18 protein-coding genes are annotated in these 16,761 nt (G+C 71.6%); 9 read left to right on the top strand and 9 right to left on the bottom strand.

Annotated features, from left to right (window positions below; genetic code table 11):
- Positions 1–3 precede the first annotated feature (3 nt).
- Positions 4–1,563, bottom strand: coding sequence for a carboxyl transferase domain-containing protein (locus MR1_RS10945; RefSeq protein WP_067246323.1), 1,560 nt, complete (start codon positions 1,561–1,563; stop codon positions 4–6).
- Between the two features lie 147 nt (positions 1,564–1,710).
- On the opposite strand from MR1_RS10945, the gene MR1_RS10940 reads away from it, so the two are divergent.
- Together MR1_RS10940 and MR1_RS10935 are read left to right on the top strand one after the other, a co-directional pair.
- Positions 1,711–2,331: a TetR/AcrR family transcriptional regulator gene (locus MR1_RS10940; RefSeq protein WP_067246320.1), complete on the top strand. Its 621-nt coding sequence runs from the start codon at positions 1,711–1,713 to the stop codon at positions 2,329–2,331.
- Positions 2,332–2,449: 118 nt separating this feature from the next.
- Positions 2,450–3,721, top strand: a complete 1,272-nt coding sequence (locus MR1_RS10935; protein ID WP_067246366.1) for an MFS transporter — start codon at positions 2,450–2,452, stop codon at positions 3,719–3,721.
- A 48-nt stretch (positions 3,722–3,769) separates the two neighbouring features.
- On the opposite strand, the gene MR1_RS10930 is transcribed toward MR1_RS10935, so the two are convergent.
- The 3 genes from MR1_RS10930 to pdhA are packed head-to-tail and all read right to left on the bottom strand — an operon-like array spanning position 3,770 to position 7,375.
- On the bottom strand, positions 3,770–5,212 hold the full coding sequence (locus MR1_RS10930; RefSeq protein WP_067246317.1) for a dihydrolipoamide acetyltransferase family protein: 1,443 nt from the start codon (positions 5,210–5,212) through the stop codon (positions 3,770–3,772).
- Entirely contained in the window at positions 5,209–6,261 is a 1,053-nt protein-coding gene (locus tag MR1_RS10925; RefSeq protein ID WP_067246314.1) for an alpha-ketoacid dehydrogenase subunit beta, read from the bottom strand. The genes MR1_RS10930 and MR1_RS10925 overlap by 4 nt, the downstream gene beginning before the upstream one ends.
- A gap of 1 nt (position 6,262) precedes the next feature.
- Complete coding sequence (gene pdhA, locus MR1_RS10920; protein WP_067246311.1) at positions 6,263–7,375, bottom strand: pyruvate dehydrogenase (acetyl-transferring) E1 component subunit alpha; 1,113 nt, start codon at positions 7,373–7,375, stop codon at positions 6,263–6,265.
- Between the two features lie 163 nt (positions 7,376–7,538).
- Here pdhA and MR1_RS10915 point away from each other — a divergent pair, with 163 nt between their 5' ends.
- On the top strand, positions 7,539–8,030 hold the full coding sequence (locus MR1_RS10915) for an Lrp/AsnC family transcriptional regulator (RefSeq protein ID WP_067246307.1): 492 nt from the start codon (positions 7,539–7,541) through the stop codon (positions 8,028–8,030).
- Here MR1_RS10915 and MR1_RS10910 read toward each other — a convergent pair.
- Positions 8,002–8,910, bottom strand: coding sequence for an alpha/beta fold hydrolase (locus tag MR1_RS10910; protein WP_067246304.1), 909 nt, complete (start codon positions 8,908–8,910; stop codon positions 8,002–8,004). The genes MR1_RS10915 and MR1_RS10910 overlap by 29 nt on opposite strands.
- Before the next feature lie 62 nt (positions 8,911–8,972).
- On the opposite strand from MR1_RS10910, the gene MR1_RS10905 reads away from it, so the two are divergent.
- From MR1_RS10905 to MR1_RS10895, 3 genes are read left to right on the top strand one after another with little or no spacing between them, the layout of a single operon-like run.
- Positions 8,973–9,677, top strand: a complete 705-nt coding sequence (locus MR1_RS10905) for an exonuclease domain-containing protein (protein ID WP_067246301.1) — start codon at positions 8,973–8,975, stop codon at positions 9,675–9,677.
- Between the two features lie 53 nt (positions 9,678–9,730).
- Positions 9,731–10,111, top strand: coding sequence for a hypothetical protein (locus tag MR1_RS10900; RefSeq protein WP_174522531.1), 381 nt, complete (start codon positions 9,731–9,733; stop codon positions 10,109–10,111).
- A 16-nt stretch (positions 10,112–10,127) separates the two neighbouring features.
- Positions 10,128–10,544: a hypothetical protein gene (locus tag MR1_RS10895; protein WP_067246298.1), complete on the top strand. Its 417-nt coding sequence runs from the start codon at positions 10,128–10,130 to the stop codon at positions 10,542–10,544.
- Between the two features lie 151 nt (positions 10,545–10,695).
- Here MR1_RS10895 and MR1_RS10890 read toward each other — a convergent pair whose 3' ends face one another.
- The 3 genes from MR1_RS10890 to glgA all read right to left on the bottom strand — a co-directional run bounded on the left by MR1_RS10890 (position 10,696) and on the right by glgA (position 13,049).
- Positions 10,696–10,953 carry a type B 50S ribosomal protein L31 gene (locus MR1_RS10890; RefSeq protein WP_067246295.1) on the bottom strand — a complete coding sequence of 86 codons (258 nt, stop codon included), beginning with the start codon at positions 10,951–10,953 and terminating at the stop codon, positions 10,696–10,698.
- Positions 10,954–11,046: 93 nt separating this feature from the next.
- Entirely contained in the window at positions 11,047–11,847 is an 801-nt protein-coding gene (locus MR1_RS10885; protein WP_067246292.1) for an ABC transporter ATP-binding protein, read from the bottom strand.
- A gap of 17 nt (positions 11,848–11,864) precedes the next feature.
- Complete coding sequence (glgA, locus tag MR1_RS10880) at positions 11,865–13,049, bottom strand: glycogen synthase (protein ID WP_067246289.1); 1,185 nt, start codon at positions 13,047–13,049, stop codon at positions 11,865–11,867.
- 46 nt (positions 13,050–13,095) lie between these two features.
- Between glgA and MR1_RS10875 the strand changes: the two genes are divergently transcribed.
- The 3 genes from MR1_RS10875 to MR1_RS10865 all read left to right on the top strand — a co-directional run bounded on the left by MR1_RS10875 (position 13,096) and on the right by MR1_RS10865 (position 15,791).
- Complete coding sequence (locus MR1_RS10875) at positions 13,096–14,340, top strand: glucose-1-phosphate adenylyltransferase (protein ID WP_067246286.1); 1,245 nt, start codon at positions 13,096–13,098, stop codon at positions 14,338–14,340.
- 34 nt (positions 14,341–14,374) lie between these two features.
- Entirely contained in the window at positions 14,375–15,010 is a 636-nt protein-coding gene (gene serB / locus MR1_RS10870) for a phosphoserine phosphatase SerB (protein ID WP_067246284.1), read from the top strand.
- A 73-nt stretch (positions 15,011–15,083) separates the two neighbouring features.
- Positions 15,084–15,791 carry an alpha/beta fold hydrolase gene (locus tag MR1_RS10865; RefSeq protein ID WP_067246281.1) on the top strand — a complete coding sequence of 236 codons (708 nt, stop codon included), beginning with the start codon at positions 15,084–15,086 and terminating at the stop codon, positions 15,789–15,791.
- A 54-nt stretch (positions 15,792–15,845) separates the two neighbouring features.
- On the opposite strand, the gene MR1_RS10860 is transcribed toward MR1_RS10865, so the two are convergent.
- Complete coding sequence (locus MR1_RS10860; protein ID WP_067246278.1) at positions 15,846–16,556, bottom strand: beta-ketoacyl-ACP reductase; 711 nt, start codon at positions 16,554–16,556, stop codon at positions 15,846–15,848.
- Positions 16,557–16,761: the final 205 nt, after the last annotated feature.

Genomic DNA, 16,761 nt, shown 5'->3' with positions numbered 1-16,761 from the left:
GCATCACATCCGGAAGAGGCCGAAACGGGTCTCGGGCAGTGGGGCACGGGAGACGACGTCGAGCGCGAGGCCGAGGAGATCGCGCGTCTGCTCGGGGTCCACGACGCCGTCGTCCCAGAGCCGGGCGGTGGCGTAGTAGGGCTCGCCCTGTGCGTCGTAGCGCGCACGGATCGGCTCCTCGAACGCCTCGCGCTCCTCGGGGGTCCACGCCTCTCCGCGGGCCACGAGCTGATCCTCCTTGACCGTCGCGAGCACGGAGGCGGCCTGCGGCCCGCCCATCACGGAGATGCGGCTGGCCGGCCACGTCCAGAGGAACCGCGGCGAGTACGCCCGGCCGCACATGGAGTAGTTGCCCGCGCCGAACGAGCCGCCGATCACGACGGTGAGCTTGGGCACCCGGGTCGTGGCGACGGCCGTCACCATCTTCGCTCCGTCCTTGGCGATGCCGCCCGCCTCCGCGTCCCGGCCCACCATGAACCCGGTGATGTTCTGCAGGAACAGCAGCGGGATCCCTCGCTGATCGCACAGCTCGATGAAGTGCGCGCCTTTGAGCGCCGACTCGGAGAAGAGCACGCCGTTGTTCGCGACGATCCCCACCGGGTGACCGTGCAGACGCGCGAACCCGGTGACGAGGGTCGTGCCGTAGTCCGGCTTGAACTCCGTGAACGACCCCGCGTCGACGAGCCGGACGATTACCTCGTGCACGTCGTAGGGCTCGTTCACGTCCACCGGGACGACGTCGTACAGCGACGAGGACCCCGCGGGGTCGACCGACGGCAGGACCTCCCACGCGGCGGTGCGCGGCGGCGGAAGGGTGGCGACGATGTCGCGGACGATCTCCAGCGCGTGCTCGTCGTCCTCGGCCAGGTGATCGACGACGCCCGAGGTCCGCGCGTGAAGCTCGCCGCCGCCGAGCTCCTCAGCGGTGACGACCTCCCCGATGGCGGCCTTCACCAGGGGCGGCCCGCCCAGGAAGATCGTCCCCTGGTTCCGGACGATCACCGTCTCGTCGCTCATGGCCGGGACGTACGCGCCTCCGGCCGTGCACGAGCCCAGCACCGCGGCGATCTGCGGCACGCCCTCCGCGGACATCCGGGCCTGGTTGTAGAAGATGCGCCCGAAGTGGTCGCGATCGGGGAAGACCTCGTCCTGCATCGGCAGGAACGCTCCGCCCGAGTCCACCAGCGCGATGCACGGCAGACGGTTCTCCGCGGCGATCTCCTGCGCGCGCAGGTGCTTCTTCACGGTGAGCGGGAAGTACGTGCCGCCCTTGACCGTGGCGTCGTTGCAGATGACCATCACGGCCCGGCCGTGCACCAGGCCGATCCCGGTGATCAGCCCGGCACCGGGTGCCTCGCCGTCGTACATGCCTTCGGCGGCCAGCGGAGCCACCTCCAGGAACGGGCTGCCCTCGTCCAGCAGGCGTCGCACGCGTTCCCGCGGAAGGAGCTTGCCCCGGGCGACGTGACGCTCCCTGGCGTGCTCGGGACCGCCGTCGGCGGCGCGGGCGATGCGCTCTCGAAGGGACGCCGCCAGCGTGCGCTGCGTGATCGTGTCCGTCATCGGCTCGGCCGTCCGCTCGCCATCGTGTCGTCCTCCTCGACCCACGACCATCGACCCCGCGCGGACACGACGCGTGCGTGGTGCCGGAGCGGGAAACCGGTTAGTGTTCATTAACCAACGGATCCAGGTTAGCGAGGATTAACTGACATGACAAGGACCCCGCCGGTCCCGACGCAGGAGTCGGCGACGGCCCGCGACCGCGCCAAACAGAGCCGGCGTGCCGCTCTGCTCCACGCGGCCTCGGAGCAGTTCGCCCGTCGCGGCTATGCCGGTGTCAGCCTGGAGGACATCGGGTCGGCCGCGGGAGTGAGCGGCCCCGCCGTCTACCGCCACTTCGCCGGAAAGCAGGCGCTGCTCGGCGCCGTGCTCGTCGAGGTCAGCGAAGACCTGGTCGCGGGCGGCCGCGCCGTCGCATCCTCCGGCGACGCGCCCGCGGAGCGCATGGACGCCCTGATCCGCTTCCACGTCGACTTCGCCCTGAGCCATCCCGACGTCATCCGTGTCCAGGACCGTGACGTCACCCACCTCGGCGACGAGGATCTCCGCCGCGTCCGCCGCCTCCAGCGCGCGTACATCGACCTGTGGCAGGAGACGCTCGCCGCGCTGCTCGACGCCGGCGCGGACCAGCTGCGGCTGCGGGTGCAGGCGTGCTTCGGGCTCATCAACTCGACTCCGCACAGCACCCGCGCCGCCGAGCGCGCCTCCGCGGAGACCGCGCACGTCCTCCGCGCGATGGCGACGGCCGCGCTGCTGGCGCCGTCCCGGTGAGAGCGGTCGGACACGGCGACGGACGCAGCCGGGAGTAGGCTGGAATCCCATCCCGCCCTCTGAGGAGCCCGCTGTGACCACCGCCCCCGTCGCCGTCGGGCGCTGGGACACCGGTCGGATGTGGCTGATCTGGTCGGTCGGCGTCACCGCCTATCTGCTGTCGGTGACGAACCGCACCTCGCTGTCCGCGGTCGGCGTGGACGCCGCGCAGATCTTCCAGGCGGACGCTTCCACGCTCTCGCTCTTCGCCGTCCTCCAGCTCGCCGTCTACGGCCTCATGCAGGTGCCGGTGGGCATCCTGCTGGACCGCTACGGCTCTCGCCCCGTCATGGTGGCGGGAATGGTGCTCATGGCGGCCGGGCAGCTCGTCATGGCGTTCGCGCCGAACGTCGGCATCGCCATCGTGGCGCGGATGCTCCTCGGGGCCGGCGACGCGGCGATCTTCCCCGGGGTGCTGCGTGTGGTCGCGACCTGGTTCCCGGCGCAGCGGGGCCCGCTCATGGCGCAGCTCACCGGGATCGTCGGCCAGTTCGGGCAGCTCCTGGCCCTCGTCCCCATGGCGGCTCTGCTGCACGCCACGAGCTGGTCGGTCGCGTTCGGCAGCCTCGCCGGGATCGGCGTCCTGTTCGCGGTCCTCGTGTTCGCGGTCATCCGCAACCGTCCCCCGGAGTTCGCCGCGGACGTGTCGGTGAACACCGACACCGGGGCGATCCGCGTCGTGACCTCTCGCGCGGACCTGCGCGTGTCGCTGCGGGCCGCCTGGTCCCATCCGGGAACCCGGCTCGGGTTCTGGACGCATTTCACCACCCCGTTCGCCGGCACGGCCTTCATGATGCTCTGGGGGATCCCCTTCCTCACCGCAGGCCAGGGGCTGAGCACCGCCGGCGCCTCGCTCGTGACCACCGTCTACGTCGTGTGCGGTGTCCTGTTCGGTCCCCTCATCGGCGCGCTCTCGGCGCGGCGTCCCACGAGCCGCTCGCTCGGTCTCGTCCTGCCGACCGTCGCGGTCCAGCTCGCCGCCTGGGTGGCGGTGATCGCATGGCCGGGGCCCGCGCCGATCTGGCTGCTCGTCGTCCTCGCCGTCGCGCTCGCCTCGGGCGGCCCGGCGTCGATGGTCGCCTTCGACCACGCGCGCACGCACAACCCGCAGCACCGGCTCAGCACCGCGACGGGGATCGTCAACGGCGGAGGCTTCCTCGCCGCGCTCGTGGCGATCTTCCTCATCGGGCTGGCACTGGACCTCCAGGGAGCGGGCACTCCCGGAAGCTACTCGCTCGACGCGTTCCGCTGGGCGTTCCTCACCCAGGTGCCGCTCTGGCTCATCGGGAGCGCGTTCATCCTCCGCGAGCGCCGTCACACTCGACGCGTCCTGGGTCTTTCCCGACGCTGAGCGCCGCGAGGAGCCTGGCCCGCCGCGACGCGACGGGCCCGGCTCCGGTCACGCCAGCAGCATCGCCCGCGCGGGATTCTCCAGCAGATCCGCCACCGTCTTGAGGAACTGCGCTCCCTCGGCGCCGTCGACGACGCGATGGTCGAACGACAGGCTCAGCGTCATGACCTGACGGAGCGCCACCTCGCCGCGGTGCTCCCACGGCAGTCGGCGCACGGCGCCGCAGGCGAGGATCCCCGTCTGCCCCGGCGGCAGGATCGGCGTCCCCGCATCCACGCCGAACACGCCGATGTTCGTGAGGGAGAAGGTGCCGCCGAGCAGGTCCGCCGGCGGGGTCTTCCCGCTGCGTGCCGTCGCCGTGAGCGCGCTGAGCGCCTGTGCGAGGTCAGGGAGAGACAGCCGTTCCGCGTCGCGGATCACGGGCACGATGAGCCCGCGATCCGTGGCGGCGGCGATGCCCAGGTCGACGAAGTGGTGCGCCACGATCTCGCCGGCATCCTGGTCCCAGGAGGAGTTCAGGCCCGGGAACCGGGACAGTGCCAGGCACGCGGCCTTCGCCACCACGGCCAGCGGGCCGATCCGCACTCCGTCGAGAGACCGGTCCTCGCGCAGCGCCGCGATGAACTCCATCGTCGCGGTGACGTCGACGGTGTGGAAGGTCGTGACGTGCGGCGCGGTGAACGCGCTCGCCACCATGGCCTCCGCCGTGCGCTTACGCACCCCTCGGATCGGCGTCCGGGTGACGCGCGCCGCACCATCGTCGTACCCGCCCGAGCGGAGACCGGAGACCTTCCCCTCGCGGGCGGACATCTCCTCCTCACGCGTGGATACCGTGCCGAGGTACTCGTCCACGTCCGCGCGCGTGATCACCCGGTCCCCCACCGTCGCGGAGAGAAGGGCGAGGTCCACTCCCTGGGCCTTCGCGTACGCGCGCACGGGCGGCGTCGATCGCGGCCGTTCGACCGTCGTGTGCGACGGCGCCTCGGAGACCACCGCGTCGTGGGGCGCCGCCTCCAGCACCGTCGTGTCCGCTGTCCGGGCGGCCGTGACCGTGCGTCGGGCGCGGCGCGCCGGTCTCCCCGCCGCCGCAGGGGCGGCGCCGTAGCCGACGAGGTTGGGCTGCGCCGCCTCCCCGGCGTCCCGTCCGGCCTCCGGGCCCTGGTCGTCCGCCTCCTCCGATCCGGACGAACCGGCCGTCCCCGACGCGGGGCTCACGGCGTCCGCCGGCGGAGCGGGGTCCTCGTCCTCCTCGCCGGGCAGGCGGAAGGCGATCAGAGGGGCTCCGACGGCGACGGTGTCCCCCGCCGCCGCATGCAGCGCCGTGACCGTGCCCTCGTACGGCGACGGCAGCTCCACCACCGCCTTCGCGGTCTCCACCTCGGCGAGCGTCTGGTTGAGGGCGACCGAGTCGCCCTCGGCGACCAGCCATTGGACCACCTCGGCCTCGGTCAGCCCCTCGCCGAGATCGGGAAGACGGAACTCCTGGGTCATCGCTCTGCTCCTGTCACCGGACGCGCGTCGTCCTTGCGGCCGAGCCCCGCTCCCGGCACGAGCGCGTCGTCGCCGAGGACGCGGTCGACGGCGTCGAGAATGCGGTCGAGGTCCGGGAGGTGGTGCTTCTCCAGCTTGGCGGGCGGGTACGGGATGTCGTGACCCGTCACCCGCAGCGGCGGCGCCTCCAGCCAGGTGAAGCACTTCTCCGTGATGCTCGCGATCACCTCGGCGGCCACCCCCGCCTCCCGGGAGGCCTCGTGGGCGACGACGACCCGGCCGGTCCGGCGTACCGACGCGCAGACGGTGTCGTAGTCCACCGGAGACAGCGAGCGAAGATCGATCACCTCGAGCGAGCGTCCCTCGTCCTCTGCCGCCTCCGCGGCGGCCAGGGCCGTGCCGACCATGGCCCCGTAGGTGATCACGGTCGCATCCGCGCCGGGGCGTACGACACGCGCGAGCCCCATCGGCGCGGCGTCGGCGAGCGGGGTCTCCTCGTCGACCTCGCCCTTGGCGTGGTACAGCCGCTTGGGCTCGAAGAAGATCACGGGATCGTCGCTCGCGATCGCCTGACGCAGACACACGTACGCGTCCTGCGGGTTCGAGACCGCCACGACCCGGAGCCCTGCCGTGTGCACGAAGTAGGCCTCCGGAGACTCGGAGTGGTGCTCGGCCGCGCCGATGCCGCCGCCCCACGGGATGCGGATCGTGATCGGCATCGGCACCCGCCCCTGGGTGCGGTAGTGCAGCTTCGCCACCTGGGACACGATTTGGTCGAACGCGGGATAGACGAACCCGTCGAACTGGATCTCCACGACCGGGCGGTAGCCGCGCATGGCCAGCCCCACGGCCGTCCCGACGATGCCGGACTCGGCCAGCGGGGTATCGATCACCCGTCGGGCACCGAACTCCGCGAGCAGGCCGTCCGTGATCCGGAAGACGCCGCCGAGCTTTCCGATGTCCTCTCCGAGCAGCACCACCTTCTCGTCGTCCTGGAGGGAACGGCGCAGCGCAGCGCCGAGGGCCTTGCCCATCGTGAGGGTCGTCATGTCAGACCCCTTCGAACGAGGCGAGGTAGTCGGCGTACGCGGCGCGCTGCTCCGAGAGGCCCGTGTGCGGGGTCGCGTACACGTTGTCGAACACGGCCAGCGCCGGGCGCGTGGTCATGGCGAGACACGTGGCGCGGAGGGTGCGCGCCGCCTCGTCCGCCGCCGCGGCGATCTCCGCCGCCTGGGCGTCGTCGAGCACGCCCTCGGCGCGGAGCAGTCGCTCGAGCCGAAGCAGCGGATCGCGTCCGCGCCAGGCCTCGAGCTCCGCCGGGTCCCGGTAGCGCGTCGGGTCGTCCGCCGTCGTGTGCGGGCCGAGCCGGTAGGTGACCGCCTCGATGAAGGCCGGGCCCTTGCCGGACCGCGCATGCTCGGTCGCCCAGCGCATGGCCGCCACGCAGGCGAGGACGTCGTTGCCGTCCACGCGGAGGCTGGGGATCCCGAATCCCGGCGCGCGTCCCGCGATGGGGAACTGCGACTGCACAGCCACGGGCTCGGAGATCGCCCAGTGGTTGTTCTGGCACACGAAGACCACGGGGAGTCGGTACGACGACGCGAAGACCATGGCCTCGTTGACGTCGCCCTGGCTGGTCGCGCCGTCGCCGAAGTACGTCACCGCGACCTGGTCCGACTCGTCCGCGCGGATGCCCATCGCGTAGCCGACCGCGTGCAGCGTCTGCGCGCCGATGATGATCTGCAGCGGCGCCATGTGCATGACGGCGGGATCGTAGGACGCGCCCTCCTCGCCGCGCCAGGCGCGCGTGTAGTCGCCGGGGTCCGCTCCCCGGACGTACATCACGCCCGTCTCCCGGTAGCTGGGGAACACCACGTCGTCCCCGCGGAGCGCCCGCGCGGTTCCGACCTGAGCGGCCTCCTGGCCCTGGCACGGCGCCCACAGCCCGAGCTGGCCCTGGCGCTGCAGCGCGATCCCCTCGCTGTCGATCCGGCGCACCACGCTCATGTCGCGGAAGAGGGCGAGCAGGTCCGTGGGACTCACGTCCTGGACGAAGGGGTCGAGGAGCGGATTGGCCCGGCGGGTGCCGTCCGGGGCGATGAGCTGCTCGGTGAGCGCGAGATCCGTCTCCGTGTCGGCGATCGGGGTGATGCTGGGTGACATCGTCGTCCTCCTTGTCGGAGCCGCCTTCGTGGGGCGACGTTCCGTGGGCTTCCTTGCCGTTGCCTTGAGGCTACGTCCGCTCAGCATCTGGCTCAAGCATTGGAACGGCTTTTGAGCATGTTGCCAAGACAGGCGTCACGTGACCCTGCTACGGTTTGGCACTATGCCCGCCTCGGAACGTCCCGCCGCCCTGGACCGCATCGACCTCGACCTGCTCGACGCGCTCGCCGCCGAGCCGCGGATCACGGTGGTCGCCCTCGCGGAACGGCTCGGGCTCTCGCGCAACACGATCCAGGCCCGCATGACCAGGCTCGAGCAGACGGGGGTGTTCCTGCCGTACGAGCGCGCCTACTCCCCCGCCGTCCTGGGCTTCCCGCTGCAGGCGTTCGTCAGCATCGGCGTGCGTCAGACCGAGCTGCCGCGCATCATCACCGAGCTGTCCCGCGTGCCCGAGGTCGTCCAGGCGCATGGGCTCAGCGGTTCGGTCGACATCCTCGCGCGCGTCGCGTGCCGCGACGCGCGCCACCTCTTCGACACGGACGCCCGGATCCTCTCGATCGACGGCGTGGAGAGGACCGAGACCTCTCTCGCGATGGGCGAGATCATCCCGTTCCGCGTCGCCGGCCTCATCGGGATGGCGCGCCGAGAGGCCTGAGGAAGCGCTCGATCGCGCCGGCGGCCTCCGCGGGCGTCTCGTAGTGGATCAGGTGGCCGACGTGCGCGATCTCGACGAGCTGCGCGTCGGGGAACAGGCGGACGAGCCGCCGCTCCGCCTCGATCGGGGTGATGTCGTCGCGCTGCGCCGCGACGAGGAGGACGGGGACGTCGATCGACGCCGCGTACTCCCTGACGTCGTGCGAGACGCTCGCCACGAACGCGTCCTTCAGGACGTCGCGGTCCGCGAACCGGGAGAAGTACGTGTCGTGCTGGTCGTGCACGAAGCGCCGCAGGGAGGGATCCTTCGTCTTCGCCATCGCCATGCTCATCACCCGGACAATCAGCGGGTTGCGCAGGAGCGCCGTCCCCAGAGCACGCGGCAGCCGCGCTCCCAGCGCGTAATACAGGATCGCCAGCCGGGTCATGACGCCCTTCGGGCCCTCCAGCGCCGGCGCCCCGATGGGGTTCACCAGGATCAGGCGCGGCGTCGCGAGGCCCCCGGCCACGGCCGCCGCGGCGACGATGGAGCCGAACGAGTGCCCGAGGATCACCGCGCCGGGCGCCACCTCGGCCGCGAACGCACGCAGCCACGAGGCGTAGGCCTCGATGTCGTGCGTCCTGCCCGGGAGCGCCGGCGTCTCCCCGAAGCCGGGCAGGTCCGGCATGATCACTCGCATGCCGGGCAGATACGCCACCACGGGCTCGAGGCCGTGGTGCTCCCCGCGGAAGCCGTGCACGGCGATGAGGGCGGGGGCGTCGGCCGAGACCGTCTCGTCCCCGTAGACCCAGTACGCCGTCCGTCCCCCGGCGATCTCGACCTCGCGCCGCTCCACGGGGATGCGCTGCAGTCGGTCGGCGTACGGGGAGGGGACGGTCACCCCTCGAGTCTACGGGCGCGTCTCGTGCGGCGATGTCGGCGCCGCGTCCTACCGTGGGTGCCATGACCACGGATCGCGCGCTGCCCGCCTGGATCGATCGCGTGGGGGTGTTCGATCTCGAGACCACCGGCGTCGACGTCGCCGGGGACCGGGTGGTCACGGCCTACATCGGGGTGCTCGACCGAGAGGGGCGCGAGCTCGCGTCGAGAAGCTGGCTGGCCGATCCGGGCGTGCCGATCCCGGAGGGCGCGTCCGCGATCCACGGGATCACGACCGATCACGCACGCCGCCACGGCGCGCCCGCCGCCGTGGTCGTGGCGGAGGTGACCAGAGCGCTCCGCGCCCTCCTCGGCCAGGGCGTGCCGATCGTCGCGTACAACGCCTCCTATGACTTCTCGCTTCTCGCGCACGAGGCCCGCCGATACGCCGTCGAGCCGCTGGACGCCCCCTCGCCGGTCATCGATCCACTGGTGATCGACAAGGCCTACGACCGGTACCGGCCAGGAAAGCGCACCCTCGAAGTCGTCGCCGCGCACTATGAGGTCGTGCTGGACGCCGCACACGAGGCATCCGCGGACGCCATCGCGGCCGGACGCGTGGCGCAGGCCCTGGCCCGCCGCTTCACGCTCCCGGACTCCGCCGCGGAACTGCACACGCGCCAGATCGGATGGGCCCGCGCCCAGGCCGAGAGCCTCACGGAGTACTTCATCCGCATCGGCCGTCTCGAGCCCGAACAGACGCTCGACGGCGCCTGGCCCGTCCGCTGACGATCCCTCTCAGGAGGGATGCCGCACGTCGGGACCGTGGCTAGCCTGTGATCATGGATGCGGTCATCGGCACGGTGTTCGGGTGGGGCACGGTCGCGCTCGTGCTGGTCCTGCCGATCGTGCTCATCGTCACCGGAGTCATGCACGCGGCGTCGCGCAGGCCCATCGAGGAGCGCTACCGCGGCTCCGGCGGCGGCCTCGTCGGCGTGTTCGACAGCGTCTGGTCGCCCAGCGCGCACGAGGCCGGGATGGAGCGCGATCGTGAGACCCGGCGCGCGATCCCCGCCCCGACGCCCGATCCCGACTGGATCATGCGCCGGGGAGCCGGCGGCGCGCCGACGCGCATCCGGATCGACGTCGGCCCCAACGCTGACCGCTCCGGGGCGGCACGGCTCCGCCGACCCGACGAAGAGCGAACGTGGCATTGTCCGTAGACCTAGACTCGCCGTCATGAGCTGGGACGTGCTGATCATGCGGCTTCCGCAGGAGATCCAGACCTACGACGATCTGTCGGCGTGCGAGAGCGACCCGATGCTCCCCCTCGGCACGCTCGAGGACGTCCGGCGACACGTCGACGCGACGTTCCCCGACACCGACTGGTCCGATCCGCGCTGGGGCATCTGGCGCGGCCTCGAGGGCTCGATCGAGTTCAGTCTGGGCAGGGACGGCGACGCCCCGCTGGAGCACCTGATGCTCCACGTCCGCGCCGGCGACGAGATCGTCGGACGCATCGTCGCGCTGTGCGAGGGCGCGGGGTGGAAGGCGCTGGACACGTCCGCGACGGAGTTCCTCGTCTCCGCCGCCGACACGTCCGGACTCTCCGGCTGGCGGAGCCTCCGCGACCGTGCGGCCGGCCGGGACGCGTAGCGACTCCTCAGCGGCGGGCCGAGCCCCGAGGCTCCCCCGTCGTGCGCCGATCGTCATGGCCGTTCGCCGTGCGACGCCCCCGGCTGCACAGCAGAAGGCCCCCGAGCTCATCCCGAGCCGGGGGCCTTCTGCGTCTCGTCGACGTCGGGGCTTACTTGGAGGAGCCGCCGAAGTTCTTGAAGCGCTGGTTGAACTTCTCGACACGACCGGCCGAGTCCATGATGCGCTGCTTGCCCGTGTAGAACGGGTGCGAGGCGGAGGAGATCTCGACGTCGATGACGGGGTACTCCACGCCGTCCAGCTCGATCGTCTTGTCGCTCGTGACGGTGGAGCGGGTGAGGAAGGTCTCTCCCGAGCCGAGGTCGCGGAACACGACGGCCTGGTAGTCGGGGTGGATGTCAGTCTTCATGGGATTCCTTACGTGGTGCCCTGGATTCTGCCAGGGGCGAGGGAAGTCTGCGGTGCGGAAAACACCAAGGGTCGATTCTAGCAGACGAGCGCGTCAGGACGCGGCACGCGCGGCGTAGCGGCCGTCGACCCGGTCCAGGGAGATGGGCATGCCGAACGCCTCGCTCAGCGTCTCGGCGGTCAGGGTCTGCGCGAGCGGCCCGGCGGCGACCACGCGGCCCTCCCGGAGCAGGAGGACGTGAGTGAAGCCCACGGGGATCTCCTCGACGTGGTGGGTCACCATGACCATCGCCGGCGTGGTGGGCGACTGCGCGTAGCCGCTCAGCAGCGCCAGCAGCTCCTCGCGGGACCCGAGGTCGAGGCTCGCCGACGGCTCGTCGAGCAGCAGCAGCTCGGGGTCGGTCATCACCGCGCGGGCGATCTGGACGCGCTTCTGCTCGCCGTCGCTGAGGGTCCCGAACAGCCGATCCGCCAGGTGCGACAGGTGCCACTGCTCCAGCACCCGCATCGCGCGACGCTCGTCGACGCCGTCGTAGTCCTCGTTCCACCGCCCCATCACCGAGTAGGCCGCGGTCATGACCGTGTTGAGCACCGTCTCCTCGCGCGGGATGCGGCGGGCCATGGCGCTGGACGCGAAGCCGATCCGCGGGCGGATCTCGAACACGTCGGTGCGCCCCAGGGTCTCCCCCAGGATGTCCACGCGGCCGGAGGTCGGATGCATCAGCGTGTCCGCGAGCTGGAGCAGCGTGGTCTTGCCGGCGCCGTTCGGCCCGAGGATGACCCACCGCTGGTCGTCGGTCACCGACCAGGTCACATGGTCGACGATGTTCCGCCCGTCCCGACGGACGACGACATCCGTGAGATCGAGCACCGTGAGATCGGAGTCGTCAGGCATGCCGCCAGCCTATCGGCTCAGCCGACGACCTCCGCGTAGAGCGCACGGGTCGTGTCGGCGATGGCGGCCCAGCTGAACTCGCGTGCAGCCCGGTCGCGCCCTGCCCGACCGTAGTCCCGGGCACGGGCGGGATCGCCGGTGACCTCGGTGAGCACCCGCGCCAGATCCGCGACGAACCGCTCCGGATCCACGGGCGTCCCCGTCCCGTCCTGGACCTGCTCGATCGGCACCAGCCGGCCGGTGACCCCGTCGTCGACGACCTCGGGGATGCCGCCCGTCGCCGTGCCGACGACGGCGGCGCCGCACGCCATCGCCTCGAGGTTCACGATGCCCAGCGGCTCGTACACGGAGGGGCAGACGAAGGTCGTCGCGGCCGTCAGGATCGCCGACAGCTCGCGCCGCGGCAGCATCCGCTCGATCCAGACCACGCCGTCCCTGGACTGCTGCAGACCGCGGACGAGCCCCTGCACCTCCGCCATGATCTCCGGGGTGTCCGGCGCGCCGGCGCAGAGCACCACCTGCACGTCGGCGGGCAGCTCCGCGGCGGCACGCAGAAGGTACGGCAGCCCCTTCTGGCGCGTGATCCTCCCGACGAAGACGACAGACGGCCGCGCGGGGTCGATCCCCTCCGCGCGGAGGAACGCGTCGTCGTCGACGGGGTGCCACGCATCGACGTCGATGCCGTTGTGGATGACGCGCACCCGTGCGGGGTCGACCTGGGGATACGCCCGCAGGATGTCGGCGCGCATCCCGGCGCTCACCGCGACGATCGCGGCCGCGTTCTCGTACGCCAGCCGCTCGATCCCGCTCGAGACCGCATATCCGCCGCCGAGCTGCTCCGCCTTCCACGGACGGAGGGGCTCCAGGCTGTGGGCCGTCAGGACGTGCGGGATGCCGTGCAGCTGCGAAGCGAGGTGTCCTGCGAAGTTCGCATACCAGGTGTGGCTGTGCACGACGTCCGCGCCCGCGACGTCCGGGACGATCACGAGATCCGTCCCCAGCGTCTGCAACGCGGGGTTCGCGCCGTCCAGCTCCGAGGGCGTGCGATACGCCGTGGTTCCCGCCTCGCCGCGCGGCGCGCCGAACGCGCGCACGCGCACGTCGACGGCCTCCCGGAGCGCGCGGACGAGCTCGGCGACGTGGACGCCCGCCCCGCCGTAGATCTCCGGCGGATACTCCCTGGTGATCATGTCGACGCGCATGACTGCACGCTAGTACAAGCGCTCACAGGGCATCTATGGTGGAGCCATGTCGGCACCAAAGAAGGTCTTCGGGATCATCCTCGCCGGTGGCGAGGGAAAGCGCCTCATGCCCCTGACCGCGGACCGGGCCAAGCCCGCGGTGCCCTTCGGCGGCCAGTACCGGCTGATCGACTTCGCGATATCGAACCTCATCAACTCGGGCCTGCGCCAGATCGTCGTGCTGACGCAGTACAAGTCGCACAGCCTCGACCGGCACATCTCCCAGACCTGGCGGATGTCCGCGTTGCTCGACTCGTACGTCACCTCGGTGCCGGCCCAGCAGCGGCTCGGAAAGCGGTGGTTCTCCGGCTCGGCGGACGCCATCCTGCAGAGCCTGAACCTCATCAACGACGAGAAGCCGGACATCGTCGTCGTCATCGGCGCCGATCACGTGTACCGGATGGACTTCCGCCAGATGCTGGAGGCGCACATCGCCTCGGGGGCGAAGGCCACCGTCGCCGGCATCCGTCAGCCGCTCGCGCTGGCCTCGCAGTTCGGCGTGATCGACGTCGCGACAGACGGATCAGGACGGATCCACCAGTTCCTCGAGAAGCCGACGGATGCGACCGGCCTCCCGGACGCCCCGCACGAGGTCCTCGCCTCGATGGGCAACTACATCTTCGACGCGGACGCTCTGATCTCCGCGGTCGAGGCCGACGGGGAGTCCGCCACGTCGAGCCACGACATGGGCGGGGACATCGTCCCCTTCTTCGTCGAGCGCGGAGAGGCCGGGTTCTACGACATGCGACAGAACGACGTGCCCGGCTCATCCCCGCGGGACCGGGCCTACTGGCGCGACGTCGGGACCATCGACTCCTTCTACGACGCCCATCGCGACCTCATCTCGACGCTCCCGGTGTTCAACCTCTACAACATGGAGTGGCCGATCCACGCCCAGGCGGTCAACTCTCCCCCGGCCAAGTTCGTCCGCGACTCGGTCGGGCGGATCGGCAACGCGATCGACTCGATCGTCTCGCTCGGCTCGGTCCTGTCGGGGACCCATCTGGAGCGGAGCGTCGTCGGCCCGTGGACCCTCGCCGGCGGCGGGTCCACGATCACCGACTCCGTCCTCTTCGACGGCGTCCGGGTCGGACAGGGCGCGCGCGTGCACCGGGCGATCCTCGACAAGAACGTGGTGCTCCTGGACGGAGCGACGGTCGGCGTGGATCGCGAGCGGGACCTCGCCCGCGGGTTCACCGTGACGGAGTCCGGCATCACCGTGGTCGGCAAGGGCGTCCTGATCGAGCCGTGATCGGCCCGCCCCGAGGAGCCGCTACGCTCGTCGCGTGACCGCTGCGCGCTTCCTCGTCGTCCTCGATGCCGATTCCACGCTCCTACAGGACGAGGTGATCGAGCTGATCGCGGATGAGGCGGGTCGCCGTGCGGAGGTGCAGGCGGCCACGGAGGCGGCGATGCGCGGCGAGGTCGACTTCGCCACGAGCCTCCGCTCCCGCGTCGAGGCGCTCGCCGGTGTGCCGTCCGCCGCCTTCGACCGGGTGCGCGCTCGCGTGCGACCGACCCCGGGCGTGACCGAGCTCACGGCGGCGGTCCACGCACGCGGCGGCGTCGTCGGCGTCGTCTCGGGAGGCTTCCACGAGGTGCTCGATCACCTCGCCCCCGGTCTCGGCGTCGACCGCTGGCGTGCGAACCGCCTCGCGTTCGCGGGAGACGCCCTCGACGGAACCGTGGACGGCGAGATCGTCGACGCGCAGGCGAAGGCCGCGACCCTCCTCGCCTGGGCGGACGAGCTCGGCGTGCCCCGGCGACGCACGGTCGCGATCGGCGACGGCGCGAACGACCTGCGCATGATGGACGCGGCGGGGCTCGGTCTCGCCTTCAACGCCAAGCCGGCCGTGCGCGCTGCGGCGAACCTCGTCGTCGGGCCGCAGGATCTCCGCGAGGTCATCCCGCTCCTGCCCTGAGGCGCGATCCCCCTGCCCGCGCCCCCATCCCCGTCCCTTTCAGGATGTCGGCGGCCGGCACTAGCGTCGGGACATGGACATCATCCTCGTTCCGGGCCTCTGGCTCGACGCCTCCTCGTGGGATCCGATCCTCCCCGGTCTCGTCGCGGCCGGGCACCGGCCCCATGCCCTCACCCTGCCGGGCGTCGGCGAGCCCGGCGCGTCGTCCGCGGAGGTCGGCATCGCCGACTGGGTCGACGCCGTCGTCGCCGAGATCGACCGCGCCCAGGCCCCCGTCGTGCTCGTCGGCCACTCCGGCGGCGGCAACGTGGTGTGGGGAGCCGCGGACGCCCGCCCGGAGCGAGTGGCGCGCGTCGTCTTCGTGGACACGGCGCCGCCCGCGCCGGGGTACGGGATCAGTGAGTTCGAGATCGTGGACGGCGTGGTCCCGTTCCCCGGGTGGGGCTTCTTCCCCGACGAGGACGTCTCGGACCTCGACGAGGCCACACGCGCGCGCACGGCCCCGCTCACCCGGAGCGTGCCTGCACGGGTCCCGACCGATCCCATCCGTCTGGCGGACCCGCGACGATACGACGTGCCGGTGACCCTGCTGATGGGCGGGATGACCGAAGCGGAGTTCGGCGAGCAGATCCGGCAGTGGGGCGACTACGCCGAGGAGTACCGCCGCATCCAGGACGCCGAGGTCGTCCGGATCGGGTCGGGACACTGGCCGCAGTTCTCCGTGCCCGATCGGCTCACCGAGCTCCTCGTGGCCGCGATCGATCGCCCAGCCGGACGCTGACCGTTCCCCACACTGCGGCGGGTGCCTGCTCGCGGCGGGGATCGACGGCGCCCGTCAGTGCCCCATCCCGAGGCCGCCGTCGACCGGGATCACCGCGCCGGAGATGTACGCGGCGTCGTCGGAGGCGATCCAGGTCACGACCCCGGCGACCTCGTCCGCCGACGCGAACCGTCCCGCCGGGATGCTCGCCTTGTACTGCTTCTGCGTCTCTTCCGGGAGCTCGGCGGTCATGTCCGTCTCGATGAATCCCGGGGCGACGACGTTGGCGGTGATGCCGCGGCCGCCGAGCTCGCGGGTCAGCGAACGCGCGAAGCCGACGAGGGCGCTCTTCGAGGCGGCGTAGTTGATCTGACCGGCCGATCCGTAGAGGCCGACCACGCTCGAGATGAGGACGACGCGCCCGAAACGGGCACGCAGCATGCCCTTCGACGCGCGCTTGACGACGCGGAACGCGCCGCCCAGGTTCGTGGCCACGACGCTGTCGAAGTCGTCCTCGCTCATGCGCAGGAGCAGGGTGTCCTTGGTGATCCCGGCGTTCGCGACGACGATCTCGACGGGGCCGAGCTTCTGCTCGACCTCCGTGAACGCGGCGTCGACGGCCTCCGCGTCCGTCACGTCCGCCCGCACCGTGAGCGTGCCGTCCGGCCCCTCGCCGCTGCGCGCCGTGACCGCCACCCGGTAGCCGTCGCGCACGAAGCGCTCCGCGATCGCGCGGCCGATGCCGCGGTTGCCACCGGTCACGAGGACGACACGGTCAGTGCTCATCACAGACTCCCACTCTCAGGTTCTCCAGCCTCGCAAGCCTATCCAGAGCAGCGCGGCGGGAATTGACATCCGTCGGCCGTGCCGGGAGTCTGGGGACGACCAGGGAGACGGACATCGTGAGCGACAACACCAACGCCGAAGAGCAGCCTCCGCGGCCCCCCGTGCCGCGGGCACCCGAGCAGCCCGCCCCGCCGCCGCCCGGCCC

It is taken from the genome of Microbacterium resistens NBRC 103078 (genome assembly GCF_001552355.1).
In the GTDB taxonomy this organism is placed as follows: Bacteria; Actinomycetota; Actinomycetes; order Actinomycetales; family Microbacteriaceae; genus Microbacterium; species Microbacterium resistens.
Note: the sequence above shows the minus strand (reverse complement) of the source record. Positions and strands in the feature narration are given on the sequence as shown.

Bases quoted from the DNA above. Each gene is read 5' to 3' on its own strand.
- MR1_RS10945 (WP_067246323.1), bottom strand. From the start codon at position 1,563: ATGACGGACACGATCACGCAGCGCACGCTGGCGGCGTCCCTTCGAGAG.
- MR1_RS10940 (WP_067246320.1), top strand. From the start codon at position 1,711: ATGACAAGGACCCCGCCGGTCCCGACGCAGGAGTCGGCGACGGCCCGC.
- MR1_RS10935 (WP_067246366.1), top strand. From the start codon at position 2,450: ATGTGGCTGATCTGGTCGGTCGGCGTCACCGCCTATCTGCTGTCGGTG.
- MR1_RS10930 (WP_067246317.1), bottom strand. From the start codon at position 5,212: ATGACCCAGGAGTTCCGTCTTCCCGATCTCGGCGAGGGGCTGACCGAG.
- MR1_RS10925 (WP_067246314.1), bottom strand. From the start codon at position 6,261: ATGACGACCCTCACGATGGGCAAGGCCCTCGGCGCTGCGCTGCGCCGT.
- pdhA (WP_067246311.1), bottom strand. From the start codon at position 7,375: ATGTCACCCAGCATCACCCCGATCGCCGACACGGAGACGGATCTCGCG.
- MR1_RS10915 (WP_067246307.1), top strand. From the start codon at position 7,539: ATGCCCGCCTCGGAACGTCCCGCCGCCCTGGACCGCATCGACCTCGAC.
- MR1_RS10905 (WP_067246301.1), top strand. From the start codon at position 8,973: ATGACCACGGATCGCGCGCTGCCCGCCTGGATCGATCGCGTGGGGGTG.
- MR1_RS10900 (WP_174522531.1), top strand. From the start codon at position 9,731: ATGGATGCGGTCATCGGCACGGTGTTCGGGTGGGGCACGGTCGCGCTC.
- MR1_RS10895 (WP_067246298.1), top strand. From the start codon at position 10,128: ATGAGCTGGGACGTGCTGATCATGCGGCTTCCGCAGGAGATCCAGACC.
- MR1_RS10890 (WP_067246295.1), bottom strand. From the start codon at position 10,953: ATGAAGACTGACATCCACCCCGACTACCAGGCCGTCGTGTTCCGCGAC.
- MR1_RS10885 (WP_067246292.1), bottom strand. From the start codon at position 11,847: ATGCCTGACGACTCCGATCTCACGGTGCTCGATCTCACGGATGTCGTC.
- glgA (WP_067246289.1), bottom strand. From the start codon at position 13,049: ATGCGCGTCGACATGATCACCAGGGAGTATCCGCCGGAGATCTACGGC.
- MR1_RS10875 (WP_067246286.1), top strand. From the start codon at position 13,096: ATGTCGGCACCAAAGAAGGTCTTCGGGATCATCCTCGCCGGTGGCGAG.
- MR1_RS10865 (WP_067246281.1), top strand. From the start codon at position 15,084: ATGGACATCATCCTCGTTCCGGGCCTCTGGCTCGACGCCTCCTCGTGG.
- MR1_RS10860 (WP_067246278.1), bottom strand. From the start codon at position 16,556: ATGAGCACTGACCGTGTCGTCCTCGTGACCGGTGGCAACCGCGGCATC.